Raw genomic sequence first — 16,989 nt, forward strand, 5'->3', positions numbered from 1 at the left:
GCCCCAATCACGGAAGGGCCAGCGACTACCGCCGCCGACCGGCAGCTATTCAAACAATTTCCGCACTGCGGCCTGGTCGACCTTGAAAGATAACTTGGTTCTGGGCAGCTCTTCGACGAAGCGCCACGTGGTGGGAATATGTGTCTTTAACAGCCGTTCACGCAGGTGATCACCCAATACCGTTTCATCGGCCTGCTGGCCAGGCTTGAGGATAACGGCAGCCGCTGGTACCTGACCGAGACGCTGGTCGCGAATGCCAACCACCGCCGCGGCCGACACAGCAGGATGAGTCAGCAGGGCCTTTTCCACCGTCTCCGGTAAAATTTTAAAACCACCGCGAATAATGGCGCCGTCCGCCCGACCGTGGTGAAAGAGATAACCGTCCTCGTCCAGTACCGCCAGATCAGAGGTCCGAATCCACTGCGGACCGATTCGCGGCGACACTACCTCCAGTATCCCCACTTCGCCAGCCGGCAGTGGCTCCCCACTGTCCTGCGACACCACCCTCAGCTTGACCCCGGGCATGGCCTTGCCCACAGTACCTATTTTTTTATGACCATCCTTGGCGTGCATATCGGGTGTCATGCGGGTAACCGGCCCGCCAAACTCGGTCGCGCCGTAGGACAATAAAATAGGAATGCCGTAGCGATCCTCAAAGGCTTGTTGTACTGCGGGATCTAAGGGCGCAGCCCCGGCGCCGAAGAACTTGATAGAGGCCAGGTCTTCTTTGGGAATGTTGGCGTCCAACACCATTTGGATGGCGGCCGGCGGCATACCTCCTACCACGGGGCGGTAACGCAGCACAAAGTCGTGCCAATCGTGAACATTAAAACGATCGAGCAATACAATTCGGCGTCCGCCGAGGATCGCCGGCAGCGTCGTGTACAAGCCGGAAATATTACCCACCGGAAAATACAGCAGTACCGGTTCCAGTGCCTGGGGGTCTGATTGGCCACCGGCCCCCGCCGCACTGTTGGCCAACATATCCCGAACGATCATCTTGTAGCTAATGCGGAAGGGCTTGGGCCTACCGGTGGTACCACTGGTGAGAATATCGATACCCAGCTCATCACTGTCGATATCCTCGGTGTGACTTTGAGACGGCTCGCGCTCGGCACGGTCCACCACGCACTCAGCCTCAAGCCCGCGCAGGGCAATGCCGGCAATGTGCTGACTGTTTAATGTAGTGAGAATCTCGTCACCAAAGTCATTAATCGCCGCGATCACTGCATCGGGGGCCAGCGATTCAAGCTCATTGGCAATGCTGGTAGCGGATTGAAACGGATAGATCATGCGGATATTAACGCGCGCCGCCAGCAGGGCAACCAGACTAATAATGGCCGACGGATGATTGCGGGCCACTAAGGCCACTGTTCCCCCTGGACGAATATCGAATCGCACCAACAGATCGTCGATCTGCCGCGCCAGTGCACTCAGCGCTCCCCACTCGATCCACTGTTTATTAAACTCAATCGCGGGACGATCCGCCGGTGTTTCCAACACCGCGCGTGCAACCTCATCGAGCTTTGGGTAGGCGTTTTTGGTGGCAGCTTGCATGCTTGTCACATTCCTTTCCATCACGTGGATATCGATGTTAACACCACCACCTAGATCAGCCGATCAGTGCTCACCTGGTATTGCCCATAGTTGGGCCGCCGGGACGCCATCAGACCCCACAGTTGTTCCGCCCCAGGCGACTTCAGGTCAGGCTTTATATTTTTGGGGCCTTCAACTGTATTGCTCATACCATTCCCTCATTCATACACCGTGGCCGGGTCAGATCGATCGTCGCCCAGCCCAGAGACAGGTTTTCATCCAACCCAATTCTTCCGGCTATGGAATCAGCCTCTCGGCCTATCATTGTTCAATATCTTCAAGCATAGACCATTTCCATTAGCAGCATGTGGCTTGGACCTGGGGACCTCAGACGCACCCTTTGCGCCACAAACCCAAGGCTCCCGCATTAAGCACTTCACCCCCCGCTTTTCTCGAGTCACTCTTTGAGAATTGGCCGTAAGTCTTCGAGCTTATCGAACAGGTGCCAAATATAATTCTCCGAGCCGTTTTCTCTGTGAGGATGTAGATCAGCTAGCTTGGGATCGTTTCTGTAACTCTCAAACGCTTCTTTTGATTCCCACTCCACAAGAATCAGTACAGTGCGTGGTGTGATATCACCTTGGACTGATTCTCGAAATTTCCCTAATGATATGACCTTGCCACCGTGGGACTGAACCTCGCTTACCGAGCGTTTTGCATACTCCAAATACTCATTTTTGTTTGCCACATCAAACAGGTTTAACGCGTACACCGGCACAGAAACACCCCTATTTATTCAGCTACTTATTCTTCTCGCTTTTCGTTTTCTGGAAACTACCAGCGTCATGCCATTGCGATTTTGATGGACCAGAGTCAGGATGACAACATTGCTTGGATGCGGTGTAAATAACCGTTACTAGGCTTGCGAGAATAGGCAGGCAAGAGTTTGAGCTGTTCTCGCTGCAAACTCCGCCAGGATGTAATTCGATTTAAGACTGACGTAGAGTAAGGCAACTGCCACACACGCCACCCGAGCTCCCTCGATGACCGAGACTATCAACATCCACCCTGACTTTGCCAATATGCCGGCGATGAAGTCCATCACACACCCCTGCCTACTGGCGGCAATGAACGCCGGTTTACAAGCTGCGTCTATACCCAAGTGGTTTAGTCATCGCCGCATCACCACCAAACATCAGCTTACCGGCAGCGACGGCAAGCACTACCCCGCCTGGCTGATCTCCCCAGAGAACTCGACCAAGCCCGCACCCCTGCTGATTTATTTTCATGGCAGCGGATTTATGGTGAAGCACGTGCCCCAGCATATCGAGAATGCCGTCCACTATGCACGCGGCGCTGGTTGCAACGTGTTGTTTGTCGACTACCGGCTGGCACCCCGCTATCGCTTTCCCACTCCCTTTAATGACTGTTATGAATCACTACTGTGGAGTTTGGATAATGCGAACGCCCTGAGTATCGACACGTCCCGTATCGCGATCGGCGGCGACAGTGCCGGCGGTGCACTCGCTGCCTCAGTCGTTCAGAAAGCCCATGGCCAACAGATCAGCGTATGCGGCCAGCTGTTGGTCTACCCCATTACCGACTGCCGCTGCGCCACCTACTCAAGCACCGCCTTCGCCAACGTGCCGCCCTTTAAGCAGTTCTCGATGCCCGAGCTATGGCACCACTATTTGGGCCAGTATGATCCTGCATCACCACCCGAGTACGCCTCCCCAATGCATGGCAATAAGACAGGCCTACCGCCCGCTTATCTAGAGACCGAGCAGTACGACCCATGGCGAGATGAGGGCGCGCAGTACGCCCAAGAGTTGGAAAAAGCCGGAGTTAGCGTTGAACTAAACCAAATCCAAGGCACTGTTCATGGCTTTGATGCCTTTGTTCCCAGCTCAAAGATTGTGGTGGAGGCTATGGAAAGGAGGATTTTGTTTTTGCGACGAATATTTGAGGGATAGGCGTTTACTGCTTGGGGAAAGTTCAATGTCTGAAAATATTCAGCCCACTAAAGTGGTACAGATCTAAGTCCGTTGGAGACCACGCTTTTTTTTGTAGCCGGAACGAATTTGAGCGCCTGGTTGCAGCTTACTCAAGGAACGCATCGGAATTGATATTTATGTGGTGAATTAAATATGAATCACCATCTTCTGCTAGAGTAATTGTGAACAGTGCATCTCCGGCCTCAAAATGGCCCAGCATTGAAAAATTGACAATATCATACGCCCCTTCTGAGATTGTTACCCCAGCTTTAGCACCAAGAAACTGTGGCTCTTCAAATGATTTAAGAGCACCTAGCTTTGAAAACAGTTTGTATATTTTTTGGCCTCTCTCAGTTTCAAATTCGTTTAAAGATTCCGGTGTCAGTAACGGTCTAAGACGTTCAAAATCCCAACTTACGACGGCAGGCATATTCTTCTCTAAATACGGCTGTGCGACCTCTGTATATTTGGATGACTTTACAGCGAAAAATATTCCTACACAGACAAAAAGCACTATTAATACTAAGAAAAATGAACCTATTATTTTTAGAAACTTTTTAAACATGTGATTCCTTTACATGACGCCCGGCGCAGCGGGCAAATTGGAGCGAGGAACGAGCGGAAAGCCATGTGCTGCGTAATACACCGACCAGTTCTAGAATCCAGCCCCGCAACAGCCCAGAACATGTGCTGAACGGCATTTTCGAGATGGGTCCATCTAACTGCTATAGCATCTATTAACCGCTCATGCTTTATGGACTTCATATCATCTGATAGTGGCATAAGAAACCCAACAGCCTGTTAATGAGCACTCCGTCCTCGAAATAATTATTATCGTGAACTCACGATAATTCCTCACCATTGCCGCATTCCTCTCACAACATATTGATAAAAAAGCAAAAAACTAACGCAACAAAACGAGGGGCGAGAAAACCGTAAACCTTTCACGATAATCGGCCACGGGGAGGTCGTGTGAGGAAGAGGTGTTTGAGACGCCGACATCCATGCCATGCTGATTTTCGCTCAAGTGGTGTGGTGCTGAGCCGTGGGGCCCATCCCGAGCCTTTATTGCGTTTCAGTATTCCACAGTCAGTGGCGAGACGAAATACCTACCGATGCAGGGAGTGAAAACACATATAGCGTCACGGCTGACTCTTCTAGATGTAAGCACTCTGGAGAACGGGAACTAAGACAGCGGAAAAGATAAATGGCCGGCTTACGCCGGCCAGAAGAAGCTCAGCAACAAATACAGTGCAAGCAGTACCGATATCCACGCCACCAAGGTGCCGGTGCTCAGGTTGCGGGAGAACACACCGCCCGGGCCGTGGCTTTCACCCACTCTGGCCAGCAGGCCATCCAAGCCGCGTAGGGCAACGCGGCGCACCGCGGCATCAGCGGTCCACATGGCGTTAAGCAAACCGCCGGTGGCCTTGGGTAAGAGCTTGCGGTAGACCCAGTCGAAATCCAGGTTGGTGGATTTGATCTCTTCGGGGTACCAACCCTTGCGCATCAGCACGGCAAAGGCCAATGCGGCAAACATCAATAGCTGTAACTGGGTGATGATATGGGCAGCGGTGTAGGAGTGGTAATCCACCGGGAAGGGCAGAATGGCATAGAGCGGATCGGGGTAGACGCCAATGCCAATACACAGGAAGGCGGTGATGCCCATGGCCAGCAACATATTCCAGGGCGCTTCTTTAACCCGATGGCCGGCATCGTGGAAGAAGAAGGTAAAGAAGGGCACCTTGATGCCCGAGTGATCCAACACCCCGGCGGAGGCGAACAGCAGCACTGTCCACACGATCCAGTGCCCCTCGTAACCGACGGCGGAGAGGATCATGGATTTGGTGACAAAGCCGGAGAACAGCGGGAAGGCCGAGATCGACATGGCGCCGATAATACAAAACACCGTGGTAATGGGCATGGATTTATACAGGCCGCCCAACTCGCTGGCCTTGACCGTGCCCACCCGATAAAGCACCGCACCCATGGACATAAACAGCAGCGCTTTGTAGAGGATGTGGGCAAAGGCGTGGGCCGCGGCGCCATTGATGGCCAGCTCGGTACCGACACCCACGCCCACCACCATAAAGCCCAACTGGTTGTTGAGGCTGTAGGACAGCACCCGGCGCAGGTCATTTTCGATTACCGCGAAGAAGATGGGGAAGGCGGTCATGATCGCGCCAATGGTGATCAGGATATCCTCACCGGCGTAGCCACGGGCCAGGGAGTACACCGCCAGCTTAGTGGTAAAGGCCGACAACACCACCGTGCCGGTGGGCGTGGCGTGGGGGTAGGCATCCTGCAGCCAATTATGCAAAAAGGGAAACGCGCACTTGATGCCAAAGGCAACAAAGATCAGCCAGCCCGCCAGGTCGTTAAGGCCGAGATGGCCAAAGGCCACGCTGCCCTGCTCCCGGTACATCACCAGGGCGCCGGCCATTAACAACAAGCCGGAAATCACCTGAATGATCAGATAACGGAAGCCCACCTTGGTGGCAGTGGCGTTGCGGGAGGCCCAGATTAACAGCACCGACGACAGCGCAGTCAGCTCCCAATACAGGAACAGGGTTAGCAGATCACCGGCCAGCACCGCGCCGATGGCAGCCCCGGCGTAGATCAGTGCCGCCACTTGCTGCACCCGGTCTTGCACATGCCAGGCGTAAAGCCCCGCCAGAATCGCCGCGATATGGAAGATCACCGACCAGACAAAACTGAGGCCATCGATACGCCGGGTGACCAGCTCCATACCAAACACGCTGAGGCGACCAGCTTCACCTTCCGGCAGGCTAATCAACAAGCCCAATGTCGCCACCGGTACCGCCACCGCCCACACACCCAGGGCGCGCTTGGGCAGCACCAGCGCCACCAGGCCGGCGGCCATCATCAGAATCGCGGGGTTGAGGAACAGCTCACTCATCGTAGTAGTCCTCGTCCCGCTTGATCAGCTTGCGCAGGCCCTTGGCAGAAAAAACGATAGTGCAGTAAGCGGCAAAACCAAACACCGCATAAAAGGCAAACAGACCGTCGAACTCAAAATAGGGGTGCTTGTGGTAAAAGAATTCAGCCAGCACCAACAGACCACAGACCACCCACAGAGCCCGCACGATCAGGGTCACGGTCTCGGGGCGGTCCAACCAGCGTTGCGGCTCATCGCGCTTTTCGGAAGACATTAGGCAAGCCTCGCTGAGCGAATAAATTCGTAGAGATCACCGCCGTAGGCAAACAGGGCTATACACATGACCGTGGTGATCACCATGGCAATCACCGAACTGCGGCGGGCCTCCTGCACTTGGGCGCCGGCCGGGGCCGGTCGCAAAAAGGCCCGGGCGGGTATCTCCAGCAGGTAAACAATATTTAGCAGCGAACTGATGGACAGCACCGCCAGCATAATTAAGTAGCCGCTATCCAGCGCACCCAGCATCAGGAACCATTTACTCCACACCCCACCCAGGGGCGGCAGACCAATAATGGATAACGCCGCCAAGGTAAAGGCGATAAAGGTTACCGGCATCACCCGGCCCATACCGTCAAGCTCACTGATCTGGCTCTTGTGATGGGCCACATACACCGCACCGGCACAGAAGAACAAGGTGATTTTGCCAAAGGCGTGCATGGTGATATGCAGCACGCTGCCGGCAATAGCGGCCTGGGAAGCGAGGAAAGCCCCCAGGGTGATATAGCCCAGTTGGGAGACGGTGGAATAAGCCAGCCGGGATTTAAAGTTGTCCTGACGCATGGCCACCAGCGATGCCAGCAGAATCGACGCGCCGGCCAGATACACCAGGAAGGGGGTGATGGGCAGTTCGGCCACGGTGTCGATACCAAAGATAAACACCACCACTTTGACCACCGAGAACACCCCGGCTTTGACCACCGCCACGGCGTGAAGCAGGGCGGATACCGGCGTGGGCGCCACCATCGCCGCCGGCAACCAGCGGTGGAAGGGCATCAGCGCCGCCTTGCCGATACCAAAGGCAAACAGTACCAGCAGCACCGATAACATAGTCGGCGATACCGGGCTATCGAAAACGCCGCCCGGGGTAAAACTCAGTGTGCCCGACAGCATCCAGGTGGCGATAATGGCCGGCAAAAACAGCGCAATAGAGGTGCCCAGCAAAATGCCCAGATAAATGCGACCGCCCTGCTTGGCTTTGTCGTTGCCGGCGTGGGTCACCAGCGGATAGGTGCACAGCGACAGCACCTCGTAGAAGACAAACAGGGTAAAGAGATTTTCGGCAAAGGCGATGCCCATCACCGCACTAATCGCCACTGCAAAGCAGGCGTAAAAGCGGGTCTGGTTCTGCTCGCTGTGGCCACGCATATACCCAATGGCGTAGAGCACAGTAACAAACCACAGCGAGCTGGCGATCAGGGCGAACACCATGCCGGTGGTTTCTACTTTAAAGGCGATATCCAGGCCGGGGAGAATCTCGATCCAGCTTACGGCAATTTCTGCGCCGCCCTGGAAATGACCAAACAGGGTATAAACCAGGCCAAACAGTACCGCCGCCGCAATCAGCGACGAGGCCTCGCGCAGGTTCTCGTTGCGGCCAAAGACGACAATGCCCACCACCGCCAACAGCGGGATAAAGAGAGTCCAGCTCAGCAATGCGTCGATGCTCACTGGCCACCTCCCAACAGCACAAAGGCCGCCTCACCAGTCACCGATACCGGCAGCCGGGTGTCGATACCAAAATACAGATTAGCCAACACCAACAGCCCCAGCGGAATCAGCATGGTCAGTGGCGCCTCGCCACGGGGAGCATCGGCAGGGGCCTCACGGAAGTACATCACCTCCACCACACGCCAGATATACATTACTGCCAGCAGCGAGCCCAGCACCACCAGCGCGGCCACCGGCCACATTCCCTGGGCCAGGGCGGCAATCACCAGATACCATTTACTGACAAAGCCCACCGTAAGGGGTACGCCAATCAGGCTCAGCCCGCCCACCACGAAGGCCAAAGCGGTCAGCGGCATGCGCTTGCCCAAACCGGCGATATCGTCGATGGTGCTGCCACCCACCCGCAGCACCATGGCGGCCAGTGCCATAAACAGCGCGCCTTTCATCAGCGCGTGGTTAAACAGATGCAGCAGCGTCGCCTGCAAGCCCACCACACTGCCCAGGCCCAAACCGACAATCATGTAACCGATCTGAGCGACACTGGAATAGGCGATGGCCCGCTTCACATTGCATTGCATAATGGCCACGGTGGAGGCACTGAATACCGCCACCAGCCCCAACACAATAAAGATGGTGTGCAGCGGAATATCAAAGGCGGCAAAGTCGACGCCAAACACCGTAAAGCTAAAGCGGATCAGCAGGTAGACCGCGACCTTGGTGGCCGTTGCCGCCAAAAAGGCGGTCACTGCCGATGGCGCATAGGTGTAGGCGTTAGGTAACCACAGGTGCAATGGGAACAGAGCCAGCTTCAAGCACACCCCGACGATCACAAAGGCATAGGCGGCAAACACGGTGCGGGTATCCGCCACCTCTGGCAGGCGCTGAGCCAGATCCGCCATATTGAGGGTGCCGGTCATCACATACATCAGGCCGATACCGATCAGCACAAAGGTGGCGCCGATGGTGCCCACAATCAGATATTGATACGCGGCCCACAAGGCTTGGCGCTGGCGGGACAGCGATATCAGCGTGTAGGTAGACAGCGAGGAAATTTCCAGGAAGACAAAAACATTAAAGGCATCGCCGGTAGCAAGAATACCCAGCAGTCCCGCCAGGCACAGTAACCAGGCAACAAAGAACAGAGTCTGTTTTTCTACCGGAACTTCGCTGACCACACTCAAGCGGGCGCCGGCCAGCACCACGGTGCTGAGGCCAGAAACGATCAGCAATAAAAAGGCGTTAAGCAGATCAATGCGGTATTCAATCCCCCAGGGTGCGTCCCAGCCACCCAGGGCATAAACAATCTCACCGCCCTGCCACACCTGACTCAGCAACAGACCGCTGACCACAAAGGCCAGGGCACTGACCAAGAGGGTAAATACCCAGGCCAGATAGGGCCGCGCCAGAATCAAACACGCGGGTGCCCCCAGCAGCGGCAGAATAACCTGCAGGATGGGTAAATGACTCAGCACGGATCAGATTCCCCACGGCTCTCGATGTACTGGATATCCTTTTCTTCCACCGTGCCGTAGGCATCGCGGATGCGGATCACCATCGCCAGGCCTAGGGCCGTGGTGGCAATGCCCACCACAATGGCGGTCAGTATCAGCACGTGGGGCAGCGGATTGGAGTAGAGGTCGATGCCCTCGGCCAGTATTGGCGCACTGCCGCCGGCCACTTTGCCGGCGCTGATATAAAGGATAAATACCGAGGTTTGGAAAATATTGAGGCCGATGATTTTCTTCACCAGATTGCCTTGGGCAATCACGATGTAAAAACCAATCATCATCAATACGATGACGACCCAGTAATTGTAGTGTGACAGCAGCAAACTCACGCGTCAGGACTCCGATCGATCAAGCGGCCGGCAAAGGAGAAGTAGATCAAGATCATCACCGCAGCAACGGTAATACCCACACCCAGCTCGATCACGATTATGCCGTAGTGCTGGCCGTGCAGCGGGTCGTGGGCCAGGGCGTCGTAATCCAGGAAGTTTTTACCATTGAGCATGGCCACCACGCCCACCGAGCCATAGAGCAATACGCCCACCGCCGCCAGAATACGCACCACGGTCACATTGATCACCTGCCGGGCCGCTTCCAGACCAAACAACATGGTGTAGACAATAATCGCCGCAGCAAAAATCACCCCGGCCTGAAAGCCGCCCCCTGGACCGTAGTCGCCGTGGAACTGCACATACAGGGCAAACAGCAGGATCGGCGCGATCAGCACCTTGCTCACCACCCGCAAAATCTTATGATGGCTGGCCTTAAGCAAATGCTCGGGAACCCGGCTGCTGGCAGATTGGCTCACCGTCAGCAGGGACAGCACCCCCACCGCCGCCGCGAACACCACCACCACCTCGCCAAAGGTATCAAAGCCCCGATAGCTGGCCAGCACCGAAGTGACGATATTGGGAATACCGATCTCCGAATAGGAATCGTTGATATAGCGCGGCGCCACGTGGGTCTGAGCCGGCGCATCCACCGCGCCAAAGGCCGGCATATCAAAGGTGGCCAGAATCAACAGCGCACCGGTTAGCGCCACCAGCAGCAAAGCCGCCAGCGCCCGCTGGTGAGGATAGCGTTCGTGGCGCCCGACAATGGCCAGAGTGGCAAACATCAACAGCGGCGAGATACCGGCGCCCACCGAGGCCTCGGTAAAGGCCACATCCACCGCGTCCATATTGACGAAGAAGTTGGCGGACAATAAACCGTAGATAGAAGACAGCATCACCGCTGCCAATAAATCGCGGCTCAGGGCGATGCCGACGGCGGTGGCCACCAACATGCTCAGTAAACTGATGTCGAGTAGCAGTTCGATGGCTTAGCCCTCCTCTGCCGGATCGTTGGCCGGTTTGCGCTCAGAGGGAGCGCCAGTCAGGGGCTGCAGGCCAGACTTCCACGCCGCTTTGCCCAGGGCATGGCTGGATGTGGGCCCGGTGATCAGCAAAAACAGCATAATCATCACCAGTTTAGCCAACACCAGGCTCCAGCCCGCCAGAATCATCAGCCCCAACAAAATCGACACCGCACCCAGCGTGTCGGTGATGCCCGCCGCGTGCATGCGGCTGTAAACATCGGGAAAACGCAGCACGCCAATGCCGCCGGACAAGACCAAAAAGGCGCCAAAGGCCAACAGAATGCCGCTGAGGATGTCCGCCACGCTCATTGGCCGTCCTCCCGGGGCTGCTTATCCTCTTCCAGGTATTCGATCAGCCGCAGCATGCCCACCACGCCGATAAAGTTGATCAAAGCGTAGACAATAGCGATATCCAGAAACTCGGGGCGCCCAAACAGAAAACCGACAACGGCAATCAGCAGCACGGTCTTGGTGCCAAACATATTGGCGGCGAGAATGCGGTCAAACACCGTGGGGCCGGCAAAGGCCCGGGACAGTGCCAGCGCCATCACCACCAGAAGGGTAATTGTGGTTACCGTTAGCATGAGCGGGTCAATCCTCCAGCGCGCAGACTCTGCGCCCCATTTCGCCGCCCTTGAGTGAGTCCATGCCGTCTTTGCTTAGGGCGTGGACCAAAATGGCATCGTCATCAACCTGAACCGACAAGGTGCCGGGAGTGAGGTTTATGGAGTTGGCGTAAATAACCCGGCCCAGGTCACTGCGCTGATCGGCAGGCACCCGCTCCAGCTGAGGGCTGATGGCAGAGGGCCCGATCCAGGCCCGGCGCACCACATCGAGGTTGCTGGTAAAGATGTTTTTGGCCAGCCACAGGTAGTAAGCCGGCAACTTGCGCGACAGATGGAAAGGCAGGGATTCGTGGTCGACCACATCCATTCGGTGGGTGATCCACGCCGACAGCAACACCGATACGACACCAAAGCTGATCAGCAACGGCCCGTAGTGGCCGGAATTTGCCAGCCAGATAACGCTCAACACCAGCAATACGCTGACGGTATGTCGCATAACACTCCCTGCTACGCCGGGTTGACCCCAGCGGCCCCAAATGGGGTAAGTAAGTCGTAACCGATCCCGGCCCAAACTTGGGCGGCGCGGGGTAGACATGGTCACGATAAGAATCTGAATGCGCCGTATTGTTATGCAGTTTTGACCACCATGTTGACGTTGTGATGACAATCAAACTGCGCCGCCGGCGCTGCAATGTTCATGGATTGTAATGAAGGTTAGGAGCCAGAGTCCAGCGAATTTGGACTTGGGGGGATGGGCCGCGAATCCCCGCCATCCGTGGCTTCGCGGCCCGCAATCAAAATCTTCTCTCTTAAATAAGAAGGGCGCTCAGGATTCGACGACGGCCTCTTTTTGCGCCGCGCCATCGGCCTGGCGGGACTGATTCACCATCTCCGTCGCTGCATCCACGGCCTTTTCCGTCCGGGGCCGGGCTTTGTCGCTCAAGGCGTAGCTGTTGAGTCCAGCCATGTGGACCTTGCAGATATAGTTCGACCAATCGATGGCCGCCGGATCGACGGGGAACAGCTCCTGGTCCACCGCGCCCATGGACTTGGAAAGAGACAACAGCTTGTCGTTGTGGAAGACAAATTTAGGCTGGGCGTAAAAGGAAAACAGCGTCGACAGCTCAATGGCGGTATCCAGGTTGCGACGGGCGCGCACCTTGCGCTTCAGGCCCAGGCGGCCCAACAGCTGATTAAAGGCAATCACGCCAAAGCGGGCGCAGGCTGCCACCAGAGTAAACAGGCGTTTATCCACCGCCACAAAATTGCGCCGCGGCGGCTGGGTAAACAGCTTGTGGTAGGTCTGGTGGTTTTCTTTGGCCTCGGTCATCAGCAAGTCGATAAATTTACCCATGGTCAGCGGGTTTCTGGCACCGCTACAGCACTGGTAAATGCGGCCGCTATCGGGGTCTGCAAACTGCTCTGCCAGCGACAGAATAATGCCGTTGGCCACCAAATCGGCGGGGATTACATCAATGACCGCATTGCGCTTGCCGGGGAAAAACGAGACTTTACCCCGGGCATAGGCCATCAATACCGCATCGGCCACTTTGACGCCCTCGATCCAGCCGGGTGTGGGCTCCCGCAATGTACTCTCGATAATGGAGGGCCGCAGGATAGTCAGCGGATAGTCCCGCAGGCGCTTAAGCAAGAGCTGCTCACCCAACCACTTGGTAAAGGTATAGGTATCGTTCCAACCGGCGGCGTGGGCCTCGCGGATACCCAGGTCCACCATGTGCTTCTTAAGCTCCCGGCCTTCGTATTTGCCCTTGCACTGCTCGACCTTCTCTTCCAGGTCAGCCAGGGTGGAGTAAATCTCGAAGTAGCCCTGTTGATGCTCAGGCAGATTGAGCCGCGCAGGGGTGACGTTTTCCTCCCGCATGGCGCCCTGGTTAAAGCCGTTAACGTAGCAGGTGGACACCTGAATCACCGGCACATTGCCGGCGGCTTCTGCCAGCTCAATAATGTTATTGAGCGAATAGGTATTGATCTCCAGCGCCCGGTCCAGCTCCTCCCGGAAGTTAACGCTGGCCGCAGAGTTCACAATGGCGTCCACATCCGACGCCAGGGCCATAAATGCACTGCGGCTCAAGCCAAATTGGGGCTGGGTCACTTCACCCGTAACGCAGTGAATACGGTGCTCGCACACCGACTCAAACCATTCGCCCCGGGTTTCCCGCAGGGTGTCAAAAATAGACGAGCTGGCGATTTCATTTAAAAAGCGGCTGCGGGCATCGGGGTTGCGACGATTGCCACGCATCAGCAGGTAAATGTCACCGAGGTCCGGCACGGTGCGAATCAGCTTTTCCAGCACCACCTTGCCGAGGAAGCCGGTGGTACCGGTGATCAAAATGTTCTTTCCTTTGAGTGCCCGCAGCGTCGGCGACGACTCGCGATTGATATCCCTCATGGTTGGCCAACCTCTCTGTAAAAATTAAACGCAAAGTGAAATAAAAAAGTGAAATACATTGATAACGCCCGGTCGCGGCATCCAGGTTACCGGCGGGGCTTGACGCCCAAGTGACAACACCGCGACTGCGAGGGTTCCTAAACAGCTCCTGGAGAGAGCCATTGCATAATCGGGGCCACTCTGAAGGCCCGTGACACGGGGCTTTTCTACCCTGAACGACAGCCAGAGCACCAAATGTGTGCAATCTATATTTAATCGCCAATTAACGCACCGCCGTATGTCATGGATCAAAGAAATCGATGATTTCGACCCGAAATTGCCGTTATTCATCGCCGAGCCCACTGGCTAGACTGGTGGCACGTTTAAGGAGGCAACATTATGGGTTTACTGGTTAATGGTGAGTGGCGGGACAAGTGGTATAACACCGAAGACAACGGCGGTGAGTTTAAGCGCGAATCCGCCCAATGTCGTGGCTGGATCGGCGACGATCGCTACCCGGCAGAATCAGGGAGATACCACCTCTACGTGTCGCTGGCCTGCCCCTGGGCCCACCGCACACTGATCTTCCGGGAACTGAAACAGCTGCAAGACCATATCTCCGTGTCAGTGGTCAGCCCGCTGATGCTGGAGCAGGGTTGGAGTTTTGATACCGAGCAGGGCAGCAGCGGCGACGCGCTCTACAACAGCCAGCACATGCACCAAATCTATACCCGCCACCAGAGCGATTACACCGGTCGGGTCACCGTCCCGGTACTGTGGGACAAGCAGCGTGAGGAGATCGTCAGCAACGAGTCTGCCGACATCATCCGCATGTTCAACAGCGCCTTTGACGACATCACCGGCAACCGCGAGGACTACTACCCCGTCGCACTGCGGGAGGAGATCGACGCAGTCAACGAGCGGGTCTACCACACCGTGAACAACGGCGTGTACCGAGCGGGCTTTGCTACCGCCCAGGACGCCTACGAAAAGGCCTACGGGGAACTGTTCGACACCCTGGATTTTCTCGAACAGAGGCTGGCCCAGCAACGCTACCTCGCCGGGGCTCAATTGACCGAAGCCGACTGGCGACTGTTCACCACGTTAATCCGCTTTGACGCGGTTTACCACGGCCACTTTAAATGTAACCGCCAGCGCCTGGCGGAATTCCCCAACCTGTCCAATTACCTGCGAGAGCTCTATCAGCAGACCGGTGTCGCAGACACAGTGGATTTTGATCACATCAAGCGTCACTATTACATTAGTCACCCCATGATCAATCCCACGCAGATCGTGCCGGCCGGTCCCCAACAGGACTTTAGCGCCCGCCACGATCGCCACAGGCTATAGGAGCGCACTCACCCATGCTGGTCATTTCCCAACGGGTCAGCATCCCTGAACACGAGATAGAACTCTCCGCCATTCGCGCCCAGGGCGCGGGTGGTCAGAACGTCAACAAAGTGTCCTCCGCCATCCATCTGCGCTTTGATATACCGCGCTCATCGCTCCCAGAGTTTTACAAACAACGGCTAATGGCGCTGCGGGATCAGCGCATCAGCAAAGAGGGCGTGGTGGTGATTAAGGCCCAGCAATTTCGCACTCAAGAGCAAAATCGCGAAGACGCTCTCCAGCGGCTGGCAGCGCTGATCCGCAAGGCAACCGTGGTGCAAAAAGCTCGCAAAGCCACCAAACCCAGCAAATCTGCCCGAGCCAAACGCATGGACAAGAAAACCCAGCGCGGCAGAATCAAAAATCTGCGGGGCAAGGTCGACATTTAAGATCCAGCGGGCCATTGGCCACGTAAAGGCTGTTTGGCGAAAAATTACGCGGCACCTACGCGGCGCCAGGGGTGCCGCAGCTCACACTACATCGCCGCCACAAAAAAACACAAGGAATGGATCATGATCACCCTTTATCACCTGGGCGTGTCCCAATCGGACCGCATCGTATGGCTGCTGGAAGAGCTGGGCCTGCCCTACAAGCTGGAATGGTACAACCGCGGCGAAGATGGCCTGGCACCGCCCGAGTATCTCGCCCTGCACCCCACGGCCACCGCGCCGGTGATTCGCGACGGCGATACCGTGCTGGCGGAGTCCGCCGCGATTTGCGAGTACCTCTGCCAACGCCACGGCCAGGGCCGCTTTACTGTGGGGCCCGATCAGGCCAACTACGCCGACTACCTTTACTGGATGCAGATGAACGGCAACTTGATGGCGCTGTTTTTCAGCAAGAAAACCCTCAGCGACGACTCCCCTGACTTGATGAAAACCCTGATCGAGCGCCGGGAGCACGCCTACTACAGCTACATTGAACAGCGCCTGGGAGAGGTCGATTACCTGGCAGGCGACGAGCTCACCTGCGCCGACATTATGATGATGTTTAACCTCACCACGCTACCGCTGGCAGGCGGTCGCAGCATCGACGACCTGCCCAATACCCAGGCCTATGTGGAGCGGGTGACCCAGCGCCCCGCCTACAAAAAAGCCATGGCTATCGCCGGGCCGGCTGCCACACCGCCAGCCTGACCCCTGTCAAAGACCCCTATTCCGGGGCCTTTACCAACAGCGCACTGAATCGATCGCGAAGCTCGCCCTCTATCGCAGAGGGCGTGTCGCCCAGCACTCTCACCATTACTGCGTCACACAACCCGATACAGCGACCGTCCTGGAACAGCGCCTGGTGTACGCGGTACGAGCTGCGGCCAATACCACCAATGCCGGTCCCCACCGTCACCGCACCGGGAAAATGCCCTTCGTGAAGATAGCGCAAGCGGCACTCCACCAGCAGAGTGCGCTCCGTGGCATTGGGTACAAACAAATCTGTCTTCTGGTAAATCTCTATATGCATCAGGGCCCGGCAGTTCTCGTACAAGCGACCGATGGAGCCGTTGTTCAGGTGCGCATAACTGTCCATATCGCTATAGCGCGTTTCCATCAGTTTTTGCAAAGGGTAGTTGTCCAGCTCCAATCGCTGGCTGGAAATATCGCGGGCCATGAAACATCCTCGGGATAGCTA

General features: G+C 56.3%; 19 protein-coding genes. 4 read left to right on the plus strand and 15 right to left on the minus strand.

All coding sequences use genetic code 11. The annotated features are described in order from the left end of the window. Positions 1–45: 45 nt before the first annotated feature. From I6N98_RS16760 to I6N98_RS18860, 3 genes are all read right to left on the minus strand, one after another. Positions 46–1,557, minus strand: a complete 1,512-nt coding sequence (locus I6N98_RS16760) for a class I adenylate-forming enzyme family protein (protein WP_198569469.1) — start codon at positions 1,555–1,557, stop codon at positions 46–48. Positions 1,558–1,607: 50 nt separating this feature from the next. Continuing rightward, entirely contained in the window at positions 1,608–1,745 is a 138-nt protein-coding gene (locus tag I6N98_RS16765) for a hypothetical protein (protein ID WP_198569470.1), read from the minus strand. Between the two features lie 248 nt (positions 1,746–1,993). Beyond that, positions 1,994–2,314 carry a DUF1330 domain-containing protein gene (locus I6N98_RS18860; protein WP_198569471.1) on the minus strand — a complete coding sequence of 107 codons (321 nt, stop codon included), beginning with the start codon at positions 2,312–2,314 and terminating at the stop codon, positions 1,994–1,996. Positions 2,315–2,579: 265 nt separating this feature from the next. Here I6N98_RS18860 and I6N98_RS16775 point away from each other — a divergent pair, with 265 nt between their 5' ends. After that, positions 2,580–3,509: an alpha/beta hydrolase gene (locus I6N98_RS16775; RefSeq protein ID WP_198569472.1), complete on the plus strand. Its 930-nt coding sequence runs from the start codon at positions 2,580–2,582 to the stop codon at positions 3,507–3,509. A 127-nt stretch (positions 3,510–3,636) separates the two neighbouring features. Here the strand turns inward: I6N98_RS16775 and I6N98_RS16780 are convergent, their stop codons facing one another. The 11 genes from I6N98_RS16780 to I6N98_RS16830 all read right to left on the minus strand — a co-directional run bounded on the left by I6N98_RS16780 (position 3,637) and on the right by I6N98_RS16830 (position 13,995). Beyond that, entirely contained in the window at positions 3,637–4,095 is a 459-nt protein-coding gene (locus tag I6N98_RS16780; RefSeq protein WP_198569473.1) for a hypothetical protein, read from the minus strand. A gap of 651 nt (positions 4,096–4,746) precedes the next feature. Then, on the minus strand, positions 4,747–6,450 hold the full coding sequence (locus I6N98_RS16785) for a Na(+)/H(+) antiporter subunit D (protein ID WP_198569474.1): 1,704 nt from the start codon (positions 6,448–6,450) through the stop codon (positions 4,747–4,749). Continuing rightward, positions 6,443–6,703, minus strand: a complete 261-nt coding sequence (locus I6N98_RS16790) for a hypothetical protein (protein WP_198569475.1) — start codon at positions 6,701–6,703, stop codon at positions 6,443–6,445. Before I6N98_RS16790 ends, I6N98_RS16785 begins: the two co-directional genes overlap by 8 nt. After that, positions 6,703–8,157: a proton-conducting transporter transmembrane domain-containing protein gene (locus tag I6N98_RS16795; protein WP_198569476.1), complete on the minus strand. Its 1,455-nt coding sequence runs from the start codon at positions 8,155–8,157 to the stop codon at positions 6,703–6,705. The genes I6N98_RS16790 and I6N98_RS16795 overlap by 1 nt, the downstream gene beginning before the upstream one ends. Then, positions 8,154–9,629 (minus strand): monovalent cation/H+ antiporter subunit D family protein, encoded by a 1,476-nt coding sequence (locus I6N98_RS16800; protein ID WP_198569477.1) that lies wholly within the window; start codon positions 9,627–9,629, stop codon positions 8,154–8,156. Before I6N98_RS16800 ends, I6N98_RS16795 begins: the two co-directional genes overlap by 4 nt. Beyond that, positions 9,623–9,994, minus strand: coding sequence for a cation:proton antiporter subunit C (locus I6N98_RS16805; RefSeq protein ID WP_198569478.1), 372 nt, complete (start codon positions 9,992–9,994; stop codon positions 9,623–9,625). The genes I6N98_RS16800 and I6N98_RS16805 overlap by 7 nt, the downstream gene beginning before the upstream one ends. After that, complete coding sequence (locus I6N98_RS16810) at positions 9,991–10,980, minus strand: Na(+)/H(+) antiporter subunit B (protein WP_198571694.1); 990 nt, start codon at positions 10,978–10,980, stop codon at positions 9,991–9,993. The genes I6N98_RS16805 and I6N98_RS16810 overlap by 4 nt, the downstream gene beginning before the upstream one ends. 3 nt (positions 10,981–10,983) lie before the next feature. Continuing rightward, the gene (gene mnhG, locus I6N98_RS16815; protein ID WP_198569479.1) at positions 10,984–11,328 is read right to left on the minus strand and encodes a monovalent cation/H(+) antiporter subunit G; all 345 of its coding nucleotides are present in this window, start codon (positions 11,326–11,328) and stop codon (positions 10,984–10,986) included. Further along, complete coding sequence (locus I6N98_RS16820) at positions 11,325–11,603, minus strand: MrpF/PhaF family protein (RefSeq protein WP_198569480.1); 279 nt, start codon at positions 11,601–11,603, stop codon at positions 11,325–11,327. The genes mnhG and I6N98_RS16820 overlap by 4 nt, the downstream gene beginning before the upstream one ends. A gap of 7 nt (positions 11,604–11,610) precedes the next feature. After that, a complete protein-coding gene (locus I6N98_RS16825) occupies positions 11,611–12,081 on the minus strand; it encodes a Na+/H+ antiporter subunit E (RefSeq protein WP_198569481.1) in 471 nt (156 codons plus the stop codon). A 330-nt stretch (positions 12,082–12,411) separates the two neighbouring features. Continuing rightward, complete coding sequence (locus tag I6N98_RS16830) at positions 12,412–13,995, minus strand: fatty acyl-CoA reductase (RefSeq protein WP_198569482.1); 1,584 nt, start codon at positions 13,993–13,995, stop codon at positions 12,412–12,414. Positions 13,996–14,373: 378 nt separating this feature from the next. Between I6N98_RS16830 and I6N98_RS16835 the strand changes: the two genes are divergently transcribed. The 3 genes from I6N98_RS16835 (at position 14,374) to I6N98_RS16845 (ending at position 16,499) form a co-directional block, all read left to right on the plus strand. Further along, a complete protein-coding gene (locus tag I6N98_RS16835; protein WP_198569483.1) occupies positions 14,374–15,324 on the plus strand; it encodes a glutathione S-transferase family protein in 951 nt (316 codons plus the stop codon). Positions 15,325–15,338: 14 nt separating this feature from the next. Further along, positions 15,339–15,752, plus strand: a complete 414-nt coding sequence (gene arfB / locus I6N98_RS16840) for an alternative ribosome rescue aminoacyl-tRNA hydrolase ArfB (RefSeq protein WP_198569484.1) — start codon at positions 15,339–15,341, stop codon at positions 15,750–15,752. A gap of 123 nt (positions 15,753–15,875) precedes the next feature. Then, entirely contained in the window at positions 15,876–16,499 is a 624-nt protein-coding gene (locus I6N98_RS16845; RefSeq protein WP_198569485.1) for a glutathione S-transferase family protein, read from the plus strand. A 16-nt stretch (positions 16,500–16,515) separates the two neighbouring features. Here the strand turns inward: I6N98_RS16845 and I6N98_RS16850 are convergent, their stop codons facing one another. Then, positions 16,516–16,968 (minus strand): thioesterase family protein, encoded by a 453-nt coding sequence (locus I6N98_RS16850; RefSeq protein ID WP_198569486.1) that lies wholly within the window; start codon positions 16,966–16,968, stop codon positions 16,516–16,518. Between the last annotated feature and the right edge of the window lie 21 nt (positions 16,969–16,989).

This window comes from Spongiibacter nanhainus, assembly GCF_016132545.1.
GTDB lineage: Bacteria > Pseudomonadota > Gammaproteobacteria > Pseudomonadales > Spongiibacteraceae > Spongiibacter > Spongiibacter nanhainus.